This window comes from Pseudomonas kitaguniensis, assembly GCF_049199985.1.
Classification (GTDB): domain Bacteria; phylum Pseudomonadota; class Gammaproteobacteria; order Pseudomonadales; family Pseudomonadaceae; genus Aquipseudomonas; species Aquipseudomonas kitaguniensis.
Genome location: NZ_JBLZPT010000034.1, coordinates 26,213 through 43,836 on the forward strand (window position 1 = coordinate 26,213; position 17,624 = coordinate 43,836).

The following is a 17,624-nucleotide window of genomic DNA, read 5'->3' on the forward strand; positions in this document are numbered from 1 at the left end:
GGGTCTGTAAAATGCCGATTGGTTCTATCCTAATTATTAAAATGTAGAATCATAAAACCTCATTAATATCAGCAATGTGTATTTTGTCGTTGCCGCGCCATCGCAGATCGGCAGCACCTTGAGGGCGATGATCGAATCTGGGAGGGCGGGTGAGCACTCGGTTGCAACGGGTGATGATCTGTGTGTGCAGCGCAAATTCTTTCCTCACCGGGTCGAGGTAGAAACGTTCACCGATCCCCTGATTTTTTCCCAACTTGAGTTCCGATGATGACCATGATCAACCCCAAAACAATGAAGACAGACGCCACCACAAGAATAAGGTCTAAACGCTCTCCCGCTCGGACCTCCTGGATGATAAGCACAGACACCGGAACAAATAATGAGGCCATGCTTGAACGAATCAAGTCCACACGTGAAACGATATAAAACCACAACGTAAAGCCTACTACGGAGGCGCCTAAACTTACGTAGATTAATGCAAAAAGACCTTCAAATCCCACCTCAAAAACAATTTGACCGTCGACATAAAAAGCCAAGGCAATCAGTCCAATTGAACCAAATGTCATCTGCCATGCGGTGATGCAAATCATATCCTTTCGAGCAAGTCGGGATTTCAATATCACACTAGAGACAGACCAGGATAGCGATGATCCAATCAACAGAAGAACACCAATTCCACTGCCGTAAAAAAAGCTGGGAATCGATATTAAAAGTATGCCTAAGCAGGCAAAAGCCAAGCCAAAAAATTTAAAGATTGAAAGTCGTTCGCTTAAAAAATACCAACCTAATAGGCTAGTCCAAACAGGCGTTGAATATATTAAAATCGCTGCCTTGGACAATCCGACCTCGATCATTCCGTAGGAGGCAAGAGAAAACATCATCGTTGTTTGGAAAATGCCGACCAGTAAAATAAAAAACCATTCCTGCAGTGTGTATCGGGCATGGCGAGCCCCCAAAAATATCAGTAAATGCATCACTAAAGCAGCTATCAAAAAGCGAAGTGCAGAAAAAGAGAACGGAGTAGATTTATCCAGGCCGCTCATTGTGAAAAACCAACCGATCACCCAAATGAACACCAATAAGCATAGCGATAGATTTATAAGCGCATTAGCTTGGCTGAGACGTTTCATCAGAGCACCTCGATGAAAAAAAATCACTTAAACGCGGATGTGCGAGCTGCCGATTATTTTGCGGATCATTTCATCATAATGTATGCCTGCCAGAAGGCATGCTTTTACGAAAACACTCTGAGTGTTCAGGCCTGGCAATGTGTTTATTTCAAGCAGGTAAGGAGTGTCGTCTCTTATAATAAAATCAAACCTCGCATAACGCTCCAGCTTTAGAGTTGCGCGCATCGTGTTTACATTTGCTCGGATCAAGTCAGATACGTGTGCAGATAGACTGTTGGCAACGTCATATAGTGTATCTTTTGATTTAAACTTGGCGTCAAAATTAAAAATGTCTTGGGAGTGGCGTATAGATAAAAAGGGTAATATCTGTCCGTCAAGAATTGCGACAGTTATTTCTCGGCCATAAATGAATTCTTCAAATAGCAATCGATCATTAAACTGGCAAGCTTCTAAAACGGCACGTTTAAATTGATCTTCGTCACTGACCAAATTTACACCTATGCTACAGCCCTGTGAGTCCGGTTTCACAATGAACCGGTTACCTAGCAAACGCTGCAGGTTGAAAAAGTTATCAGTTGCTCCAATAACGCCTTTGGGCACTGTAATAGCATTGGCTGAGGCCACACACCTCGTTAGGAATTTACTCATGCAAACAGTACTTGTTTCGCGATTAGCACCATTATAGGGAACCCCCGACAAATCCAATATGCTCTGAACAATACCGTTTTCTCCGTCGCCGCCGTGCATAGCATTAAATACATAATCCACTTCCTTCAAGGGAAGCGCCGCTAGATCAAAAGATGATCTTATGGTTTGAGATCGATAGTTGATGCCCATTCTAGAAAAGGCTGCTTCTACGCACGTTGCTGTTCTGAGTGAAACGTCTTTTTCGGATGAGTTTCCGCCTTTAATTATAAAAAAATTTGAACGTTTCATAGTCGATTTCCTGCCTCAAGCAAGGCGTTAAAGTTTTAGTACTTCGGCGGCAATCATTTCAGCCGCTGCTTTAATCTCGTGTTCTTTTAGGGTCGGGCTTATAGATACCCTAATCGAACAATTTGCTTGTTCGTCACTTAGACCTATGCCTCTTAAGACATAGGAAGCTTGCAGATTGCTAGAGTTGCATGCTGAGCCTGATGCAATACAAACTTCTTTCAATGCGCTTATTAGTGTCTCAGACCTTGCTGTGTGAAAACGCACGTTTAGTATATGAGGGAGGATGTGCTCAGAGTGTGTATTGAGTTCAAATTTTACCCCGTAGGCGCGGAGCGCAGACAGGAATAATGCTTTCAGAGTATCTACCCGAGTCCACTCCGATAATAAGTTGGCTTTAGCTCTTAATTCGCACGCTATGCCGAATCCAACAGCAAGCGGGGTTGGTGTGGTTCCACTTCGCAAGCTATTAAGTTCTCCACCAAAAAAAAGTGGTCGTAATTTTGCACGGGTTTTTTGATTCAAATATAAACCTCCAACCCCTTTTGGTCCGCCGATTTTATGGGCAGAAAAAGAGGCGCAATCTATACGCGATTTTCTCAGATCGAATTGAATTTTTCCAAGCGACTGGACGATATCGAGATGAAAAATTAGATCCCTTGAAGCAATAATTTCCGTTAGCATTTCCAAGTCTTGAATTATTCCGATCTCGGAATTTACATGGCAGACACTTAATAATTTCGTATTGATATCGATGGCTGCTTCTAAAGAGTGCCTGCAAATTCTGCCATTAGTATCGTATTTCACGTAACGGACTTCTACACCTCTGCGGGCGAGTTCGCGGGCGGCCTCAATAATAGACTTATGATCAATCGGTAAAAAAACTGCATTTGAGGGAGCGGTCTCACCGTATGCAAAAGCGCCTAACACTACAATGTTATTGCTTTCAGTAGCACCTGATGTAAATAATATGTCAGAGGGGTCTGCATGTAAAAGGTTTGCTATTTTATCACGTGAACTATTGACAGCGTGGTGGGCGATCCTACCCATTACATGAGGAGAAGATGAGTTACCATAATCATCTGTGTAGTACGGCTGCATACCATCAATAACCTCGTTTTCACATCTTGTCGTAGCCGCAAAATCCAAATATATAGTTTTCATAATAGGCCTCGTCGGCGGAGGGTAAACGAGCATAATTTTTATTATTTTTTATGATATAAAAACTGACACGCTCACCATGTTTTTATAAATAGAGTCGGCGCTCAGTTCGCCGCTACCGCCCGGATCAGCAACGACAATTTTCATCCCTGACAGCTCATAGAGTTTCAGCGCAATTTGTATACCCACCCTAACCGGGGAGTGGCATTCATTAGGTGCGAATAAGAGAATCAACCTATGACCATAACCATATATTTCACGTAACATTTCGGTTATTTCGCCTGCGCAGCCAGTCACACCGCAGCTTATAAGTGGGCTGCAATTTCCTTGCTTATCAATAAATGAGATTTCGCTTTTCTTTGAGTTTCCGCCAATATATTGCCTTTCTAGCTTTCCTTGCTTCACTAGCTTCGTAGCGCTTTTTTGAAATCTATACTTGAGCCAGGTTTCTGGAAACGCTAGGTTGTTCTTGCGACTAGGTAGTATGTCATTTTCTGAAAAAATCCCCTGTCGTTTTATTGATTTTTTGTAGGAGTCAGGAATGTTTTTAAAGTTATGATAAAATATTTTGCGGTGTTCGCTAGCAGAGCCAAACTCTGGAACATACTGCCAATCATTTATCAAGATCAAGAATTTAACTTTTTTATGACTATTCGTTAAATGATACTTGGCTATTTCAAGTGCAAGGTCCCAAGTATATAAAGGGAAGATTCCTACTCGATTGCTGACTTTTTCCCGCATATGTCCACTTGGTAAATCCTGAAATATGCCAGGTATCAATAAATTTGAATCGGGATCATAGAAGAGCATAAAGTGTCCTCCCATAATTACCAAGTCTTGAGCATTAGAAGTTGACAGTTGCTCATGCAATAAATTCAGCATTTCTATTTCCGAGGAAACAAACGTTTGATATTCGCCTAGCATAATGTTTCTCCGAGTTAATCTTTGAGGTGTATTTTTATAGTTATAATGTCCATTGAAGATATGCGTTGCTTTGCAATTTTTTATTGGATTTTTTTTGTGCTCGGTAGTGTACGAGATTGATGGAGTAGTTCTAATACTTCCTGGTATTTTGGTTTTGCTACTTTTGGGACGTTATATTCTGTAGACGCTTCTCCGAAGAAGTGAAAGAGTTCCAGCATGTGCTTGCCTAAAACAGGCCATTCGAGATAGGTGTAATTCGCACCATTATCGAAGCCTTTCAATGGGTGCTGAACAGCCCAGTTCATGGACGTGACTATTGGCATGTCAAGGTTTCTATTCACTTTTTCAATGAGGTCAATCAGCCTTAGCCGTGATGAGTGTGTTTCACCAAGTCCAAATAGCAATGCGAAACCGACCTTTAGGTGACATGCGTTTAGTAACTCGCAGGCTGATTCAATTCGGCTAGCCCATGAGGAGAGCTTTCTTGATACGTCCTTGTTCATTCCGCCAATAGCAAAAGGCTCGAGTGTTTCAACCCCTAAAAATACGTAGCTCAGCCCGACAGAGGACAATCGCATCAACTCCTTTGGCCGGGAGAGGATCTGATCAACTGTGAGTTGTGCGCCAAATGTTACGGGTAAACTATTACGTTCCATTAAGCTACAAAAAGTACTTATATTGGATTTTTTTCCCAGTAAGAGAGTTGAGTCTTCAATAAAAGCAGACGCCCGGATTTCGCCGTACTCTAAAAAAACCGAGTTCACTGCTTCACTGAGTTGCCTGTACAGACTGAAAGGGGCTCCCATTATGTTTTCAGGCTGACCTGTCACACTTAACCGTTCGCTACAAAAGTCGCAGTCAAATACGCAGCCTGGACCGGTATCGCTGAAAACATGTGCTGTGTGGAGGCCTTCAAAGACAGAAAACTTCGAAGACGTTCCAAATAGTTTCGTTATGCTGGGCAAGGTTGATTTATCAATGCGCCCTTGTTTGCTGGATAACGTCAGTATGTATTCATGCCCGCTTATTATTCCCGCTACCCAGTTGCCCGATGCATCAGCGATGCCTGATAGCAAGCGATGTCTGTCATGCGCGCCTTCAAATTTTTTTCTGGCGAGCGATTCACCCAGTTTAAAAATCACCTCTTCAGCTTCTCCTCCTACCACCAGGTCGAATACGTCACTTATTTCTCCCGCTGACACAAGCTGGAGTGGTGAAGATTTGTGATGGAGTACGTTATTGTTTTTATTCTTATACATGGCTTCCGAGACATGTCGACCACCGAGAACAATGATGCATCGCGCGCCCATCCTTGCTCTAATATGCTCCGCGCACTCTAGAGCTCCACGCATGCAAATTGACATTGCTCCGATTAGAACTAGGTTTGGATCCTCCAGCGCTAACAGAGTGTCCAGTGTCGCAACGTCATCGAGCGAGTACATCAATAGGCATGATTGCCTCCGTTTTAACGGCCCGGATGCCCAGTTGCTATTCCCCCAGGCGCCTTTACCTTCCTCCGCGGCTGCGGCTGAAGTGCGCAGAGCATTAAATAAACTTACGGGGTCTGAGCTGTTAATGGCGGTTGAAGACTTTTTCCCGGAAAAGTGTTCAGGCGCTGCTATTGCTATTGCTCGGATGCTCATACAATCGAACCGTCGGATGGGCCGATTGATAAAAGTGTACTGTTTAGATCTTTGGCTAGATCCTGCCAATCTTCCAGGCCTATATATATTCTTATGCAAGACGCAGCAGAGAACGAATTATTTGAGCGGAGTCTCCATTGACGTGGGTCAAAAATGTAGTACGAGGATGAATTGCCTCCCCACCCGTACGCCGGCCTGAACAAAACAGACTTGTCCATACCACTGGCCAGCTCTTTAGTTGATACATCCGGAAAGCAAATAGTAAATACAGAGCACGCGCCGCAGAAATATTTTTTCCACGTAGTGTGGCTTGGATGAGACGTTAGTGATGGGTGTAAGAATTTAGTCTTTGGATGGCTGGTTTCAATGTCTGACAATAGTAGTCTGGTGGATGCGTCTTGTACCACTGCCCTGATTTTTAATGTACTTAAACAGATCGATACTCGCTCTGCGCGCTCAGGTGATACATTCAGCCCGAGTACAGCAGAGTTTTTTCGAAATTTCAGCTCAAGCTGTTTGTCGTGAGTTACTATAGCACCGAGCGAAACCCCGGCGGCGCCTCCATAGCATTTACTTAGAGAAAGCACCACTACGTCGGCTCCCCAGCCAATTGGCCGAAAGAAAACTGACGAAGACCATGTATTATCGAACACGCAGGTGATGCGTGCCTGTTTTGATACTTTGAAGACTTTCTCAATATCCGGGATCTCATAATCAAAACCGCCGGGGGCCTCTAGCAATACGCAAAATGTTGAGTCCGCCACGAGCTCGTTAATAGAGACTTCTGATATTGTTCTGACGCCGAGGCGCTTTATTCTAAAACCTAAGTAGCTAGATAGCGTTGTCAATAGTTGGAGTGTTGAGTAGGTTAAGGAATCGGAGACTAGCAATGTGCCTCCCCTTCGAGATAACGTGAAAATCACGAGAAATATCGAGCTCTGGCCCGAGGGTGTTAAAAGGGCACCATCGCCCCCTTCCAATGTGGCAACGGAATTAGCAACTGCCTCGACGGTCGGTGTGCTGATCGCGCCATATTGAAAACTGGTGTCTATTTTCTGGCTTTGCTGCGCGAGTAATTGCTGCCCTATACCTACTGTGTCTTTTGAACTGTTTAGAAGTACGTTGGTTGCTGAAACGATAGGCGCTGTTGGGAGACTAATCCCGCCGATACTATACTCGGAAACTCTCGCGAAAATTGTGTCGCTCAAGAGCTGGTGCGCATTGTTTTCTAAACTGTGCATGAGTCAATACTCCAAAAATAAAGCGAGTTCCGGCGTATTGTTTTTCTGTAAGTCAGGGTTTCATCGTCATAATTTTTAGTGCTGTAAATTTTAACGTTCATGCACGTGTCCTTATTTAGGAGATTGCAAAAATTTCAGCGGTACAACTCACGATGAAATTAAATCTATGCCTGTCTTTAAAAATAAATAAGTCAGCCGATTCTGATAAACAGGTAGTCTAATTCTGATGCTTGACCAACACGCTTGCTGCCGTAAAGCGTCGACTCAGTTGAGGCGAACCAGTCCAAGACCCTTGGCCATGTGATGGAGCAAATGTTTGTACAGCTTGGTGGTGGTATGGAGAGTTCTGTATTGATCAGCGTGTTATCGCGCTGGCGAAAGACATCAATGGATCGGGCGTTTGGGGAACGGGAGGGCTAAGTACAGAGCCGAATCCGCGCCCATAAGCCTTCAGTTTGTTTGTCTGGGATCATCGGTAACACTATGCGTAGGTCGCTGGTCAACCACCGCAGGCTCAAGCGCCGCGCACCGCTTTGAGCAGCAGCGCTTCAAAGACCCGCTGCACCCGTGGCTCATCACTGTGCGCCACATTAAAGCGCATCGAGTTGAGGTGGGCAGGGTCGTAGCCGAACAGTGCGCCCGGCGCCAGCACCATGCTGCGTTTAAGCGCTTCTTGGGCGAGCAGTTCGCCGTTCACCTTGGCGGGCAGTCGCGCCCAGATGAACATCCCGCCTTCATAGGCCATCGGCAGTTCGCAGCCGCAACGCTTAAGCCATTGCTCAACGCGGCCTCCAGCTTCCATCAAGCGTTGCACCATGCGCTTGCGGTGTTTGGCGTAGCTGCCTTCGCTGAGCATGCGGTACACGAGTTGCTCGAACAGCTCCGAGGTCACGCCGCCGCTCATCAATTTCATGTTGGTCAGGTTGGCCGCCAGTTGCGGCGCGGCCACCACGTAGCTGACGCGGGTGTTGGCGCTGAGGATTTTCGAGAAGCCCGAGAGGTAGGTCACCTGGTCCAGACCGGCGAGGGCGGCCAGGCGTGGCGGCGGGTTGGGGTGCAGGTCGCCGTAGAGGTCATCCTCGACGATATGGCAGTGGTATTGCCGGGTTAGTTGCAGCAGGCGAAACGCTTGGCTGGGGCTGAAAGAGTGGCCGGTGGGGTTATGCAGCACGCTGGTGGTCAGGTACAGGCTGGGGCGGTGCTCGGCCAGCAACTCCTCAAGCGCGGTAAAGTCGAAGCCGTCGGGGCGGCGTTGCACAGTCACGACCTTGACGCCGTGCAAGGCAAGGTTGGCGTGGAAGTTGAAGTAGCACGGTGCGTCCAGCAGCACGGTGTCGCCGGGGCGCGCGAGCAGGCGCATGAGCATGTCCAGGCCTTGCACGGTGTTGGGTGTGGTGATGATTTGTTCCACCGGCACCGACAAGCCGTCAGCGTGAAGTTTTTGTTGCAGGGCCTGACGCAACGGCAGTAACCCGGCCGGTGTGCCCAGCCCGGCGATACGCAACGACGGCGCGCGCACCACGCTGCGCAGGGTTTGGCGAATCGCTTCGGCATTCAGCCATTCCTCCGGCAAATGCCCGCCACCGGGGCGCAGGTCGCCGACAGCATTGACCAATGGGCGGCGCAATACGCTGAGCAGGTCTTGGGGCAGCAGGTCGACCCACGTGACGGGCGCCGGGCGGGCAGTGTCCATCGCCACAAAGTAGCCGCGGCCTTGGCTGGAGGTCAGCAGGTTGCGACCGCGCAAGCGGTCCAGCGCTTCGTTGAGGGTGAATTTGCTGACGCCCAGGGTTTCGGTCAATTCGCGCACCGAGGGCAACTTGCTGCCGGGTGCCCATTCGCCGCTCTCGATGGCCTGGCTGAACGCCTCGACGATCTGCTGAACCTTGGGCGTGCCCTCTACAAAATCAACGCCGGATACAAACATAAACCTTCCTTGTCTTTGCCGGTGATTTTACCGGTGAAGTTAGGCCGGATTAAGCATCACTTTACCTGCCTTGTGCAATGTCGCTCACCTAGACTGCGCGCCATCTCGCCAGGAATTGGCGAATTTCTTACAGGCGAGCAATGGATTTCGCATTCTCATGAAGACTTATATGTGCGCACCCTGCGGTTTTATGTACGTGGAAGAATTGGGCATTCCTGAAGATGGAATCCCGGCAGGCACCCCCTGGGAGGAGGTGCCTGAAGATTGGACATGTCCGGATTGCGGCGTGACCAAGGCCGACTTCATGGCCGTTGAACTTTAAAGCGTCATCAACGAAAGGAATCGATTAATGGAAAGCAAGCTGATCAATGCCACCGTGCCGTTCTGTACCGGTGTGGCCCATCAGAAATACCTGGGCGCCGAATTGGGCCTGCGAACCGCCGTTGAAGGGAGTTGCACCCACTGGTACATCGACGGCAGCCTGTTCGGCGAAATGGTCGACGACTGGACCGAGGCGCGCATCGTCAGCCTGCAGGAGCAGATCGCGGCCACCGGCGTAAAGCCGGTATTCCACGGCAACTTCAAGGCGCCGCTTGGCAGTGACGTCGAGGCTTTCCGTGCAGCAGCCGTGCAGTACGTGAAGAAAGAAATCGACATCGCCAGCCGTCTGGGCGCGCCGTTGATCATCCACGGTGGCTGCATCGTCGAGCCAAAAATGGTGCTGATGGCGAAGAAGGTAGCCCTGGAGCATTACCTCAAGTCGGTACAGGAACTGGCGAGTTACGCCGAGGCCAAGGGCACCGATATTTACTTGGAGAACCTGTCCAATTACGTCAACTATCGGCCGTTTCACTACATCTTCACGCATGAGGCGGAATACGCCTTTGTGTTCGAGCGCCTGCAGGCGCACAGCAATGTGTATTTCTTCCTCGATGCGGGCCACGCCAATATCGAAAACGGCCTGCCGGCCGAGGTGGTGCGCAAGTATCACCACCTGATCAAGGGCATCTCCTTCAGCAACAACAATGGCGTGCAAGACCAGCATTTCGGTATTCACGACGGCAACTGCGACTACGCCGACGTGATGCAGGCCATCGTCGAAACCAACTGGAAAGGCTTGGTGGCGTTCGAAACCCGTAATCAAACCGCCAAGGCGGCGCTGGCTGACCTGGCGCTGATGTACCGCGAATCCCTGACGACCGAAATCGCGGTCGCCTGATGGGGCCGGGGCGGGCGCTTGCGTGCTCCGCCCCGTTGTTGTTTCTTAAAACCCAAGGTCTCGGACACATGACAAGTGCGTTAACGCTTTCTTCGTTCCTCTACTTTCTGCTGTTTTGCGCCACCATGACCTTCAGCCCCGGCCCGATGACCCTGCTCCTGCTGAGCCTGGGCTTGAAAGACGGCCTGCGCAGCTCGATTCCCGCGCAGATCGGCGCCAGTGTGTCGTACCTGATTTCGATCCTGATCTTTGCCGTGGGCTTTTCGGAATTGATCAAGGGCAACCTCGCTATCACTCAGGCCATCCAGTTTGTCGGTGTGGCCTACATTCTCTACCTCGCTTACAAGCAGTGGACCAGCAGCGGCGTGGCGATCAACAAGGCCGGCGCCGCAGAGGGCTCGCGCAGCCTGTTCGGCAAGGGCTTGTTGACCGGGTTTTCCAACCCCAAGACCATCATTATGTTCAGCGCGGTATTCCCGCAGTTTGCCGGGGCAGGGGAGCACAGCTCATCGGCGGATATTGCCATCCTCGGCGTGACCTTTCTGCTGCTGCAGTTCGCCAGCGGTTGCCTGTACTGCTATTTCGGCCAGCGCATCAAGCACGTGCTGGAAAACCCCAAGCGCCGGGTGTTGATGCAGCGCATCACGGCGGTGCTGTTGCTGGGTGTGGCATTGATGTTGGCGCGGGGCTTTTCGCACTGAGCAGGCTTATGAGTGGTAGTGGCGATTCGCCGCTGCCCTGATAGACTCCAGGCATTCATCCAGGATTACACCCGACTATGTCAGCCGCCGGAGGAAATGGACTTCCGCTCGCTTCACGGTTGTATAAATCGCGCACCTTTGGGCTAACGCTCGGCTTTGTGTGTGTGGCATTTGGCATGTACCCCTTGAACCCGCCGTGGTGGATGTGGGCGTTGATGCTGACCAACGCCTTTATCTGGCCGCACCTCGCCTATCAAGTGTCACGCCGCGCGAGTAATTCACTGCGCAGCGAACGCCGTAATTTGATGTTCGATTCTTTTTGCGGCGGTTTCTGGGTCGGCGCCATGTACTTCAACCCATTGCCCAGCGTGACCACGTTGTCGATGATGAGCATGAACAACGTCGCCATCGGCGGGCCGCGCTTTATGCTCGCCGGTTGGGTGGCGCATGCCTTGGGCATCGGCGTTTCCCTGCTGTTGTTCACTCCGGCGTTTGTCGCCGTCACCAGCCAGGCCCAGCTCTACGCCTGCCTGCCGATCCTGATGCTGTACCCCTTGGTTCTGGGCTGGATCTGCTACCGCCAGGCCGAAACCCTGGCCCGGCACAAGCGCGAGCTATTGGCGTTGAGCCGCACCGACAGCCTGTCCGGCTTGCTCAATCACGGTGCCTGGAAAGACCACTTGGAAGTCGAGTTCCAACGCTGCCGCCGCGAACAGCAGGGCGCGGCCATCGCACTGATCGACATCGACCATTTCAAAGTGATCAACGACACCTACGGCCATGTGGCCGGCGATAGGGTGCTGCGCCAACTCAGTAAAGTGCTGCGCCAGAACCTGCGCGCCACTGACTTGGCGGGGCGCTACGGTGGCGATGAGTTTTGCGTGATCCTGCCGGGCATGCCGCTCAACAGCGCCACCGAAGTGATGGACGCCCTGCGTGATCGCTTCAATGCTTTGGCGTATGCTCAAGACCCTTCGTTGCGCGCCAGTTTGAGCATCGGCCTGGCGCCGTATCAACCCGCGCATGCCGACGCCACGAGCTGGCTAAACGACGCAGACCTTGCGTTATATGAAGCCAAAAGCAGTGGGCGTAACCGGGTCAGTTCAGCGCATGGCAGTTGGTTGCGGTCGGTTTAGTGGGGTAGGGTGTCGCAGCACCTCCCAACAAAATCAAGGATCGGTCCATGCTCTTCACCTTCTCCCGTACGCTCTTGGCCGCCACCCTGGCCTTGTCCTTTGCCGTGCCGGCCTACAGCGCCGAACCGCATAAGCAAATCCAGGCTGACGCCGAACAGTACAAGGCCCCCGCGCTGAAACTGCTTGAACGCCTGGTGAATATCGATTCGGGTTCCGGCTACGCGCCGGGCTTGACGCAAGTGCGCGACATCGCGGTGGATGAGTTAAAACAGCTGGGTTTCAGCATCGAGCAAGTGCCGGACGCGGCGGCCAACAGCAATCATGTGATCGCCACCCTCAAAGGCACCGGCAAGGCCAAAATCCTGCTGATGGCGCACATGGACACCGTGTTCAAGGAAGGCTCCGCCGCCGAGCGCCCGTTCCATATCAAGGACGGCCGCGCCTATGGCCCCGGTGTGATGGATGACAAGGGCGGCATAGTCGCCGGCATCTACGCGCTCAAAGTCCTGAAAAGCCAAGGCTTCAAGGACTACGCACAAATCACCTTCCTGCTCGACGCCAGCGAAGAAACCGGCTCCGAAGCGGCCTCTGAACTGATCCGCAAAACCGCCAAAGGCCACGACGTCACCTTGAACCTTGAGTCCGGCCGCCCAGCCGACGGCCTGGTGGTATGGCGCAAAGGCAGCGCCACCGCCGTGGTCGAAGTCAAAGGCAAAGCCGCCCACGCCGGCGTCGCCCCGGAACTCGGGCGCAATGCCGCGATGGAAGCCGCGCACCAGATTCTGCAACTGGGCAAACTCGGCGACGAAGAGAAAAAAACCACCATCAACTTTACCGTGCTAAAGGCCGGCGACCGCGTCAACGTCATCCCCGACCAAGCCACCGCCAAAGCCGACGTTCGCGCCGCGTTGCCGGAAGAGTTTGACCGTATCGAAAAAGACCTGACACGCGTATCGGCCAACAAGTTGATCCCCGACACCGAAGTAAAAACCAGCCTGCTACGCGGCTTGCCCCCCATGCCGCAGACGCCGGAGTCGGACAAACTGGTCGCGATTGCCCAAGGGATCTACGGCGAGTTGGGGCGTAAGTTGACCATTGAAGGCAGTGGCGGGGCCGCGGATGCAAGCCTGTCGGCCGGGGTCGGCACGCCGACGCTGGATGGCTTCGGGATTGTCGGCGGCAATATACACACCCCAGAGGAATACGCCGAAGTGGAGAGTGTGGCACCGCGTATCTACCTGCTCAGCCGAATGATCATGGAGCTGTCCAAACGCTGATCACACCCTTACGACTGACGCGCTCCCTGGGGCGAGCGCGTTGTTGTACCAAGAGGGCTGTTGTGAGTATTCATTGAGGAAAGTGCTTTTTTACCATGTCGATGAGTCTTCAAGACCAGCTTTTTGAAGGTCGTCTTTCCACCCCTCGTTGGCGAGCTGGTAAATGTCGGCAAAGAAACCACGAGGATTTGCTATTTGTGTTTCGTCCCAAGCCATTGTTGAATATTCCTCCGGATCGTCCTCAAAGTAAGACTGAAAATTGAAATTTTCGGTACTTAATGCGAGTGCTAAGCTCTCCATTAGTTTATATCTGTGGCGATAGGAAAGCCTGTTGTACGGATCCAGGCAATATTTAAGTATGAGATTTTCTCTGTCTTTGTTGTCGTTGGGGTTGTAGAGAGCAAACTCTACCCCCTTCGTTTCTTCTCTGTCGTAAATATCAAAGACGCCCACGAAATAATACAGGTTGGCATCGAAAATTATGTGCGTGGATGATGGGTGAAAAAGCATTTTAACGCCTTGGTGAGAGTGGGGCTGAAAGTTAGCCTGTTTGTTGCGGGATTTAACTTATCGCAGCTTTTTACTAGGTTGCGTGGTCTTCGATACTGGATTTTTTAAGGTCGTCTTTCCAAGTTTTCTGAGCGAATCGGTAAACATTTTTTAAAAAACTTTAGGACTTTCCAGTTCGTACCATTCTGTCCTTGGTCATCCTGTCGCCTCTTCATTGTCTATGTCGAATAAACTCTGGAAGTCATAATTGTCGTCTACCAAGCTGTTTTTTAGGGCTTGAGTCAGAACGTACTTATGTCTGTAGGATGAGTAATCCAAATTCAATTTTTGCATGGAGCTACTTTAAGTTTTCATTTGGCTGCTGGGATTACCGTGCCTGTATTTTTTAGATTTTCGAGAAGCGTCTCCATAAACCGTCTTTGGTCGATGATAAGTTCGGAAAAGTAAGTGGCCATCCTTTTGAATGCATCGTCAAAGCCATCGTTACTTGATAAATAGTATTCGATGGAAAGAATTAACCAATCTTGATCGAGTTTTGTGAAAGATAAGAATTTTGGTTTTTTCAGCTCGTCAAATAACTCGATTAATTCGTCTTTATGCGCTCCCTTTCCAAATCGTCGGTGTTCTCAATGTCGCAAGTGAAGAGTGATTCCCGGATGATTGACATTTCAGGTGATTTTTTGATGTTTGCAGCTCCTTGTAAGCAGCGTCAAGGTTGCCATTTCAGGCGTCAAGCATCGGACTTATCAATCAACACTCTTCGAGCTCGATTTGATAACGGGTGAGGCAATCAAGCAGCACTTTCATAAACTGCCTTTTGTCTAAGATTTCGTCATCGAAATAAGTATCAAAAAGGTAAAATACGCAGTCGAAATTTTCGTCTGTTTTTAAAAAATGTTGAAGTGTGTCGATGTACCAATTACGCTGTTTGAGTTTGTATGAGGTATATTCAGGCTTGGTTAGCTTTTCAAACAGTTCTGACAGTTCTTTATCGTCGTTTATGTTCTTGGAGACTATGAGGCGCTCTCTTTCAAGGTCGTCGTAGTTTTCAATGCTGTAAGTGAAAAGCAGGCTTCTTAGTATTGATAGGTCTGGAAGATTTTTCATTTTAGGATCCGTTGAATGCAATGTCAAAAAATACGCCGGGCGACCGGATTTACCCTTTCGATAATACGGCTCATCAAGACGGTCAAGCTTTCACAAGGCATCCTGATCAGAAAGCCAGCGCGGCTGATTTGCTTGCATTTGCCGCCATTCTTTGCATCGGCGAAGGGCGCATTTTCGAAAGGACTCAACCGCTCTTTAAGGGTTAGGGCTGTTTCATAAATCTGGTTACACCTTTCCTGTTATTGTGTGTTTTTGTAATGCTTTAGGCGATTTACGAGAACTCTCATGAAATTTATTTGGTCGGCTACAGGGTCGTCAAAATAAGTCGCCATTGACGTGAATACACTGTCGAAGCTGTCCTTGGTAAATAGATAATGTTCAATCGACTCAATAAACCAATCTTGCTCAGGTTTTGTATAAGATAAGAATTCCGGTTTAGTCAGCTCGTCAAAAAGCTCCGCGAGCTCCTTGTCATCATTTACGTCCTTAGACGCAATAAAGGTTTCTCTTTCAAGATCGTCTGTGTTTTCAATATTGTACGTGAACAATAATCCTTGAATTATTGATAGACTAGGCTTTCTTTTCATGTTCATCGCTCCGTGTAAGCAGTTATAGGTTTGCCATCTGCATTTAGTATGACTCTGGCTTTATGTTGTTGGCTATATTCCCTTCCCGCGCCGGAGTACCCTTCGCCAACAATTTTCCCCATGTCCATTGGCTCCAGCGATGCGGTGCGACCGTTCCTTCTGAAGATAAGCTGTGCTCTATATATCGCGTTCAGTTGATCTCTGTGGGTGAGGTAATGAGTTGCAGCAGGTGGGTACTTAGGTTCGCCGTTTCTGTTTATTGACGTATAACGCTCGACAATTCCTGTGGTTGGGTTTTTCGCTGTAGTCAGTCTCTCAAGCTGAGACGCGAGTGTGGTCTGTGCGCCGTGTTTTTCCAGAAAATGGGCGCCTGGAATTTCTGCTTCAAGCTCACTCAGGCGTCGATAGATATTTGCCTCTGCAAGCTCATCAATTTTTGCCTGTCGCTCCGCACGTGTCAGTCGCGGTAGCGCCGGTTCCCCATGGTTAACACTTTCCGCCGGGCTTTGTACGGTAGCGCTTGGCTTACACCCATCCGCCCCTGGACACGTGTTCAATCCCAGCGGATCAACCCACCCCGTAGGGTTGGGCACATACTGATACGCGTTGATCCCGCCCGCCAGCTTCACCGGGTCCGGCGTCAGGTAGCGGCCGCTGTCTGGATTGTAGTAGCGATGGCGGTTGTAGTGCAGCCCGCTTTCTTGATCGAAGTATTGGCCCTGAAAACGCAGCGGGTTGTCGACTTTTTCCATGTCCAGGCGAGCGACTTGGCCGTAGGCGCGGTAATGCGCGGACCAGACAATTTCGCCGTCAGGCGCGGTGAGTTCTTGCGGTGTGCCGAGGTGGTCGAGTTGATAGTGGAAGGCTTTGGTTTCACTCGGACCAAAGCCTTCCAGCAGCGCCAACGGCCGGAAGCTGTCCGGCTCGTAGATATAACTGCGATGACGGTCGGCGTGATGCTCGGCAATCAGCTTGTCGCCTTGCCAAAAAAACTCTGTGGTCTTTTCGTCCACGGTTTTGCTGATGCGCCGCCCAAACGGGTCGTAGCGGTAGCGGGCGGTTTGCCCGTTGGGTTGGGTGATGCCAATCAGCCGGTGCTGGCAGTCGTAGCGATATTCGGTGACGAGTTGATGGCCTTTACCGCGCCTTTCGCGGATCAGGTTGCCGAAGGCGTCGTAGTCGTAATGGTGGTCGCCCTGGATCATCAGGCGGTTGCCGGCAACGATGTCGGGGCCGGGGCGGTCTTGCATCAGCAGGTTGCCCGCTGGGTCGTGACCGAAACGTTCTTTTACGTCTTGTGAGTGATTGGCGTGGGTCAGGCGGGCGAGGGGGTCGTAGTGGTAGTCGTGTTGGCCCTTGCGGGTGTCTAGAATTCGGCTGAGGTTGCCGCTGTTGTCGTAGTCGTATTGGCGCTGGTAGAGGGGGTGTTCCTGTTGGCTGACCGCGTGGGCGTGCAGGCGGTTTTGCTCGTCGTAGTGGTAGTGGCTGAGCAGTTGGCCTTGCTGGCGTTGGCGCTCGCGGCCAGCACTGAACAGGTGCGAGGTCAGCAACCCGCCGTTTAATTCGACGGTGGCGAGTTGACCGCCTTTGTCGTGATTGAACACGAGGCGGTTGTTGTCTGGCAGACGCAAGTGTTGCAACTGACCGCACGCATCGTAGCCGTAGCGCAGAGTGCCCCAACCTTGGTGTTCGGCGGTGAGGCGGTTTTGCGCATCGTATTCGTAGGCCAGCGCCCAATGGTTGTCGTCGACGCTGAGGAGATTGCCTTGGCGGTCGTAGGAATAGTCGACAATGCTGCCGTCGGGCAGGGTTTTTCGTACAAGGCGCCCGGCGTGGTCGCGTTCGTAACAGGTGATTAGCTGACTGCTATCGTCGCCATGCTCGGTTTTTTCCAGCAGGTTGCCGTTAAGGTCATACACGTAGGCCGTGCGCTGGCCGTCAAAGCCGGTTTCCTGTTGGATCAGGCCATTGGGGTGGTATTGCAACCCATAAACTTCGCCGACTTCGTTTTCAATGTCTGTCAGCAACAACCGCACGTTGTCGTAGCGGTATTTGACTTGGGTGCCGTCGGCGTTAATGCGGCGGCTGATCAGGTGCAGGCCGTCGCCGTATTCGTAGCGGGTAACGT

General features: G+C 50.6%; 16 protein-coding genes. 5 read left to right on the top strand and 11 right to left on the bottom strand.

The window, feature by feature from the left end; translation table 11 throughout:
• Nucleotides 1-227 precede the first annotated feature (227 nt).
• The 7 genes from ACOZK9_RS25660 to ACOZK9_RS25690 all read right to left on the bottom strand — a co-directional run bounded on the left by ACOZK9_RS25660 (nt 228) and on the right by ACOZK9_RS25690 (nt 8,959).
• On the bottom strand, nt 228-1,130 hold the full coding sequence (locus ACOZK9_RS25660; RefSeq protein ID WP_421556852.1) for a DMT family transporter: 903 nt from the start codon (nt 1,128-1,130) through the stop codon (nt 228-230).
• 27 nt (nt 1,131-1,157) lie between these two features.
• Nucleotides 1,158-2,066, bottom strand: a complete 909-nt coding sequence (locus tag ACOZK9_RS25665; RefSeq protein ID WP_421556853.1) for a D-alanine--D-alanine ligase family protein — start codon at nt 2,064-2,066, stop codon at nt 1,158-1,160.
• 27 nt (nt 2,067-2,093) lie between these two features.
• Nucleotides 2,094-3,227: a cysteine desulfurase family protein gene (locus ACOZK9_RS25670; RefSeq protein WP_421556854.1), complete on the bottom strand. Its 1,134-nt coding sequence runs from the start codon at nt 3,225-3,227 to the stop codon at nt 2,094-2,096.
• A gap of 48 nt (nt 3,228-3,275) precedes the next feature.
• Nucleotides 3,276-4,148, bottom strand: coding sequence for a hypothetical protein (locus ACOZK9_RS25675; RefSeq protein ID WP_421556855.1), 873 nt, complete (start codon nt 4,146-4,148; stop codon nt 3,276-3,278).
• Between the two features lie 80 nt (nt 4,149-4,228).
• Nucleotides 4,229-5,791, bottom strand: a complete 1,563-nt coding sequence (locus ACOZK9_RS25680; RefSeq protein ID WP_421556856.1) for a B12-binding domain/radical SAM domain-containing protein — start codon at nt 5,789-5,791, stop codon at nt 4,229-4,231.
• Nucleotides 5,788-7,032, bottom strand: coding sequence for a PLP-dependent transferase (locus tag ACOZK9_RS25685; RefSeq protein ID WP_421556857.1), 1,245 nt, complete (start codon nt 7,030-7,032; stop codon nt 5,788-5,790). The genes ACOZK9_RS25680 and ACOZK9_RS25685 overlap by 4 nt, the downstream gene beginning before the upstream one ends.
• Before the next feature lie 514 nt (nt 7,033-7,546).
• Nucleotides 7,547-8,959, bottom strand: coding sequence for an aminotransferase-like domain-containing protein (locus ACOZK9_RS25690; RefSeq protein WP_058413432.1), 1,413 nt, complete (start codon nt 8,957-8,959; stop codon nt 7,547-7,549).
• 157 nt (nt 8,960-9,116) lie between these two features.
• Between ACOZK9_RS25690 and ACOZK9_RS25695 the strand changes: the two genes are divergently transcribed.
• From ACOZK9_RS25695 to ACOZK9_RS25715, 5 genes are all read left to right on the top strand, one after another.
• Nucleotides 9,117-9,281, top strand: a complete 165-nt coding sequence (locus tag ACOZK9_RS25695) for a rubredoxin (RefSeq protein ID WP_421556858.1) — start codon at nt 9,117-9,119, stop codon at nt 9,279-9,281.
• Nucleotides 9,282-9,308: 27 nt separating this feature from the next.
• A complete protein-coding gene (locus tag ACOZK9_RS25700; protein ID WP_058413431.1) occupies nt 9,309-10,178 on the top strand; it encodes a sugar phosphate isomerase/epimerase family protein in 870 nt (289 codons plus the stop codon).
• Between the two features lie 68 nt (nt 10,179-10,246).
• The gene (locus ACOZK9_RS25705; RefSeq protein WP_058413430.1) at nt 10,247-10,879 is read left to right on the top strand and encodes a LysE family translocator; all 633 of its coding nucleotides are present in this window, start codon (nt 10,247-10,249) and stop codon (nt 10,877-10,879) included.
• Nucleotides 10,880-10,956: 77 nt separating this feature from the next.
• A complete protein-coding gene (locus tag ACOZK9_RS25710) occupies nt 10,957-12,015 on the top strand; it encodes a diguanylate cyclase (RefSeq protein ID WP_122249907.1) in 1,059 nt (352 codons plus the stop codon).
• 47 nt (nt 12,016-12,062) lie between these two features.
• Nucleotides 12,063-13,292, top strand: a complete 1,230-nt coding sequence (locus ACOZK9_RS25715) for a M20/M25/M40 family metallo-hydrolase (RefSeq protein ID WP_421556859.1) — start codon at nt 12,063-12,065, stop codon at nt 13,290-13,292.
• Nucleotides 13,293-13,382: 90 nt separating this feature from the next.
• On the opposite strand, the gene ACOZK9_RS25720 is transcribed toward ACOZK9_RS25715, so the two are convergent.
• The 4 genes from ACOZK9_RS25720 to ACOZK9_RS25735 all read right to left on the bottom strand — a co-directional run.
• Nucleotides 13,383-13,802 (bottom strand): hypothetical protein, encoded by a 420-nt coding sequence (locus tag ACOZK9_RS25720; protein ID WP_152746438.1) that lies wholly within the window; start codon nt 13,800-13,802, stop codon nt 13,383-13,385.
• 750 nt (nt 13,803-14,552) lie between these two features.
• On the bottom strand, nt 14,553-14,909 hold the full coding sequence (locus ACOZK9_RS25725; RefSeq protein ID WP_421556860.1) for a hypothetical protein: 357 nt from the start codon (nt 14,907-14,909) through the stop codon (nt 14,553-14,555).
• Nucleotides 14,910-15,148: 239 nt separating this feature from the next.
• A complete protein-coding gene (locus tag ACOZK9_RS25730) occupies nt 15,149-15,496 on the bottom strand; it encodes a hypothetical protein (protein ID WP_421556861.1) in 348 nt (115 codons plus the stop codon).
• A gap of 2 nt (nt 15,497-15,498) precedes the next feature.
• Nucleotides 15,499-17,624, bottom strand: a 2,126-nt coding sequence (locus ACOZK9_RS25735) for an RHS repeat-associated core domain-containing protein (protein ID WP_421556862.1), incomplete at its 5' end; no start/stop codon positions are given.